Below are 4,954 nucleotides of genomic sequence, written 5' to 3' on the forward strand. Positions count from 1 at the left end.
AGGGCGGCGGGCAAGCCTTCCACCAACGGATACGCCGCCAACTCCGCCAACGCCACCCAGCGGGCGTCGGACGCATCCGTGGCGGGAATAGGTTGCAACGGCTGGCCCGGTTTCAGCCGCGCCGCGAAATCGACGATGACATAGTGGAAGCCCTCGGCCTGCCGCTCCGCCACCGCGATGATCGGACCCGGCTCGATGTCGAGGCCGGTTTCCTCCCGCACCTCGCGGCGGCAGGCGTCGGCCAGGGCTTCGCCCGGCTCCAGCCGACCACCCGGCACGGTCCACCAGCCAACTTTCGGCGGCCTGCCCCGACAGACCAGCAGCACCCGCCCGGCGGGATCGAACACCACGGCACCGACCCCAACAGCGGGCGCGGCAGGGATTGAATGGGTCATCACAGCGTTCTCTCAACGAAACTCGGAAACCGGTTACATTGTAGGAACAAACGCGCTGAGGCCGACATCCGCCCTGCCCCGCTTGAAAAAGTTCCCCACGTCCCCACATAACGTGGTTGTTTTTGATCGAATCCTTGGAGATTTCCATGCCCATTTACGAATACCAATGCAAATCCTGCGGCCACGAACTGGAAGCCATCCAGAAGATTTCCGACGATCCCTTGAAGGAATGCCCGGCCTGCGGCGACCTGGAACTCACCAAGCTGATTTCGGCGGCGGGCTTCCGGCTCAAGGGCGGCGGCTGGTACGAGACGGATTTCAAGAGCGGCAAGGATAAGAAGAAGAATCTAGCGGGCGGGGGCGAATCGTCCGGCTCGGGGTCGTCCGATGTCGGCAAATCGGAGGCACCCAAGACGGAATCGAAGCCAGCGGCAAGTTCAGCTTCTTGATGCCTTGAATCAAGGCACCAGTAAATCTCGATACAAGCCTTGTCCTCACCCAACAAGGCTTGTTCGATGGCGGCGCGATGATTGAGTAACGCTGCTAAGGCACCATCCGGCGCGACAGGTTTTCATCCAACAGCAGCTTCGCTCTCCGTCAGTCCAGAATCCACGTAATTGCCCCTTGGCTCTCGCCTCCAAGGCCTCCCGCTTAAGGAAATCCAGCCTGCCGCTAGCTGAATCCACCGCGATTTGTCGGTCCCAATCCTCCCATTCCCTGGCTTCGATCCAATCCCTTAGCTGCTTGAAATCATGCTTGGGCAGGGCGGCTATCTCGGTTTGGATGCGTTCTAATTGAGTCATTGAACTACCTCCTTTTATGGCTTGGCGTATTTTACTTCCGGTTTCGCCGCCCCGGTGCGGGCCTACGATTTTCATATCCCTCCCCGCCAATCGGGCGCATGATACGGGCGGGCGAATTTCCGCCCGCCCATAACAACCAGCCGCCAAGACCCGCCCGGAAGCACCGGCGGAGTTCAGGTTGGCCCAAGGCATCCGACCGAAGTCGATGCCCACCTACTAATCAAGAGGCACACTATGAATCTGAGAAACGCAGCCATCCACGCGGGGCTGTTCCTGGCATTGCTCATTCCCACCACCTCGTTTTCAGCCGACGCGCCGCTGCTGCTGACCGACGCCCCGCTGATCGTCGCCAAGGACGAAGCCAAGTGCGAAATCTGCCTGAACAAGCTGACGGCGTCTTGCGAGAAAGAAAACAAGGTGTGCGCGGAAAAGAATGACCCGGCGGCCTGCCAAGCCTATCTCGAAAAATGCAAAGCCAGCGTGAAAAGCCGTTGCGGTGGTCCCACCCTCTGCGACTGATCCGCGATAAACACTGTTCTAGGACTTAGGCAACCCCACTTTGCGTAAGTAATCTGTAGGTCGGGCTTAAGCCCGACCTACAAAAAAGCTGTACTACGAACGGTTGTAGTCGATAAAACATCCCCCCTTCTTTGCCCCCCGTTGCCGATTTTCTAGCTTGGAGCACGAGCTGGCGCTTACGCTCCAACGCGCCGCGCTGGTTTCAGCAATACTTTTTCAGGCTCGAAAAGTGGTTTCCGGCTAACCCCTTGTCCAACTCAAAACCAGCCCGCTTCATCTGCCCCGGACCCACGTCAATCCTTGTGCCAACCCCGCCCCGCCTCGTATCATCGCCCGTTTTTCCAACCACTTAGGAAACTTTAACCATGCGTAGCCACAAATGTGGAGAACTCACGGAAAGCCATTTAGATCAGGAAGTTGATCTGTGTGGCTGGACCCACCGCCGCCGCGATCACGGCGGCGTCATCTTCATCGACCTGCGCGACCGGGAAGGCTTGGTCCAGGTCGTATTCGATCCCGATTACGCCGACGCCTTCAAGCTGGCGGAAAGCGTCCGCAGCGAGTACGTGCTGAAGGTCCACGGCAAAGTGCGGAGCCGTCCGGCTGGCACCGAAAACCCCAACATGCCCACCGGCAAGGTGGAAGTGCTGGCGACCAGCCTGGAAATCCTCAACAAGGCCGAAACCCCGCCCTTCCCGCTGGAAAGCGAGGTGGAAGTCAGCGAGGAAACCCGCCTCCGCTACCGCTACATCGACCTGCGCCGCCCGGCCATGCAGCAGAAGCTCAGGATGCGCCGGGACATCACCCGCTCGTTGCGGAACTTCATGGACGCCAACGGCTTCTGGGAAATCGAAACGCCCTTCCTCACCAAGGCCACCCCGGAAGGCGCCCGCGACTATCTCGTCCCGAGCCGCACCCACCAGAACCATTTCTTCGCCCTGCCCCAATCGCCGCAGCTTTACAAGCAATTGCTGATGGTGTCGGGCATGGACCGCTATTACCAAGTGGTGCGCTGCTTCCGCGACGAAGACCTCCGCGCCGACCGCCAGCCGGAATTCACCCAGCTCGACATCGAAACCTCGTTCATGGACGAGCAGGCCATCACCGACCTGGTGGAGGAGATGATCCGCTGCCTGTTCAAAGAGACGCTGGATGTCGAACTGCCCAACCCGTTCCCGCGCCTGACCTATGAAGACGCCATGCGCGACTATGGATCGGACAAGCCGGATTTGCGGATTCCGTTGAAGCTGGTGGACGTGGCGGATTTGGTGGCGGACTGCGAATTCAAGGTGTTCGCGGGCGCGGCCAAAGACCCGAATGGCCGGGTGACGGCGCTGCGGTTGCCAAAGGGCGCGGAACTGTCCCGCAAGGAAATCGACGACCTGACCCAGTACGTCGCCATTTATGGTGCCAAGGGTTTGGCCTATATCAAAGTCACCGACCGGGCCGCCGGGATCGAGGGGCTGCAATCGCCCATCGTTAAGTTCCTGCCGCCGGACGCGGTGCTGGCGATCATGGACCGGGTGGGCGCGGAAACCGGCGACGTGGTGTTCTTCGGCGCGGATAAGGCCAAGGTGGTGAGCGAGGCGCTGGGCGCGTTGCGCATCAAGTTAGGGCTAGACCGGGGTTTGGTCGAGGGCCAATGGGCACCGCTGTGGGTGGTGGATTTCCCGATGTTCGAGTGGGACGACAAGGACGGGCGCTGGTTCGCCATGCACCATCCGTTCACCGCGCCCAAGTGCAGCGTGGAGGAACTCAAGGCCGATCCGGGCAAGGCGCTGTCGAAGGGCTACGACATGGTGCTGAACGGCACGGAAATCGGTGGCGGTTCGGTGCGTATCCATCGCCAGGACATGCAGGACGTGGTGTTCCGGCTGCTCGGCATCGGCGAGGAGGAGGCCCAGCAGAAATTCGGCTTCCTGCTCAACGCCCTCAAGTACGGTGCGCCGCCGCACGGGGGTATCGCGTTCGGCATGGATCGGCTAGTGATGTTGATGGCGGGGGCCAATTCCATCCGTGAAGTGATGGCCTTCCCCAAGACCCAATCGGCTTGGTGCCCGATGATCGACGCGCCCGCGCCGGTGACGGATGCGCAGTTGAAGGAGTTGGGGATTCGGCTCAGGAAGCCGCCGGAGGCGGCGAAGGGAGAGGCGGGTTAGTTTGTTATAATTAGATATGTCGGGCGGGGAGACCTGCCTGACATATCATCGCCATACAACTAAAGGAAAAGATATGAACGATACAAGCAAGAACATATTATCCGAAAAGGGATACGATGTTCAAAAAGATCAGGTTACTCGGATTATGCGTCGCTTGAGTAATTTTTCTACTGTGCGTTGTCTTGATATTGAAGGAAGGCCAATCGATCCTTGTAAAAAAGGACCAGATGGCGGCTTGGATCTAATAATAAACATCCAAGCTAGAACGCCCTCTGCTGAGAAAAGAATCGAAACGATGGTTCTGAAAATCTTGCTTAAGAATGATTACTAATTATGAAAAACATAGTAGTCGAGTTTAAGTATAGGGAGCTAAATAGAGCCATGCTCGATCAAATCGTAGGAAACGCCTTCCGAAATCACCTGACCCCACCTGCCGAAATAGTTATCAAGTGTCGCTCGGCTTCTAGAACCGCACACAAGGCAAAAGAAACCCTCCATGAGAATAGGGAGGTTAATGTACATATTGACGAATGCCTATCCAGCTACGACGAGTGAGATATGTCAGAAAGCATTATCATTTTTTTGGATGAAGTGCCGAACGATGACTTGCATGTTTTTTACAATAAAACATGCAGAAGAATCGAAATAACTGACCCAAACAATATAGCTTTTCTTAAAAGCCTAACTACCTTTTTTAGCAAAACAAAACCATTTATTGAAGATACGAAAGAAGAGTTTTTAGCGTCTGGAAGAACATCCGGGGAAAGTAAAGCCATGATATTAAGGATAATCTCAAACGGCTATCAAACCTTTTTAAAGAAAATCGAAAAGAAAGCTATCTCAAGCTCAAAACAACTCGACAAGAGATGCAAAGAAGCCAATACCAACCAAGAGAAACGTAATTTTTTTTACGAACATCAAGAGCTGCTAAATCTGTATCTGTTCTTCTCAGTGTACGAAGACCTAACACAAGACCAAAACTACTCTAATTTTTCATACTACTTTATTCAAGATAGCCATGAATAAAGTTTGCAGGATGAAGTGAAGAATGAACGAACCGCATCATTCGCGACTGATG

The 4,954-nt window shown here is 55.9% G+C and carries 6 protein-coding genes; 5 read left to right on the forward strand and 1 reads right to left on the reverse strand.

The window, feature by feature from the left end; genetic code table 11:
- A partial coding sequence (locus tag ACXWUF_RS18545) for an NUDIX hydrolase (RefSeq protein WP_458496083.1) occupies positions 1-395 on the reverse strand: 395 nt, incomplete at its 3' end.
- A 146-nt stretch (positions 396-541) separates the two neighbouring features.
- Here ACXWUF_RS18545 and ACXWUF_RS18550 point away from each other — a divergent pair.
- From ACXWUF_RS18550 to ACXWUF_RS18570, 5 genes are all read left to right on the forward strand, one after another.
- Positions 542-844 (forward strand): FmdB family zinc ribbon protein, encoded by a 303-nt coding sequence (locus ACXWUF_RS18550; RefSeq protein WP_458496084.1) that lies wholly within the window; start codon positions 542-544, stop codon positions 842-844.
- Positions 845-1,432: 588 nt separating this feature from the next.
- Complete coding sequence (locus ACXWUF_RS18555) at positions 1,433-1,717, forward strand: hypothetical protein (RefSeq protein WP_458496085.1); 285 nt, start codon at positions 1,433-1,435, stop codon at positions 1,715-1,717.
- A gap of 365 nt (positions 1,718-2,082) precedes the next feature.
- Positions 2,083-3,876 carry an aspartate--tRNA ligase gene (gene aspS, locus ACXWUF_RS18560; RefSeq protein ID WP_458496086.1) on the forward strand — a complete coding sequence of 598 codons (1,794 nt, stop codon included), beginning with the start codon at positions 2,083-2,085 and terminating at the stop codon, positions 3,874-3,876.
- Positions 3,877-3,949: 73 nt separating this feature from the next.
- Positions 3,950-4,207 carry a hypothetical protein gene (locus ACXWUF_RS18565; RefSeq protein ID WP_458496087.1) on the forward strand — a complete coding sequence of 86 codons (258 nt, stop codon included), beginning with the start codon at positions 3,950-3,952 and terminating at the stop codon, positions 4,205-4,207.
- Positions 4,208-4,434: 227 nt separating this feature from the next.
- On the forward strand, positions 4,435-4,902 hold the full coding sequence (locus tag ACXWUF_RS18570) for a hypothetical protein (protein WP_458496088.1): 468 nt from the start codon (positions 4,435-4,437) through the stop codon (positions 4,900-4,902).
- The last annotated feature ends 52 nt before the right edge of the window (positions 4,903-4,954 follow it).

The sequence above is a fragment of the Methylomagnum sp. genome (assembly GCF_054333355.1).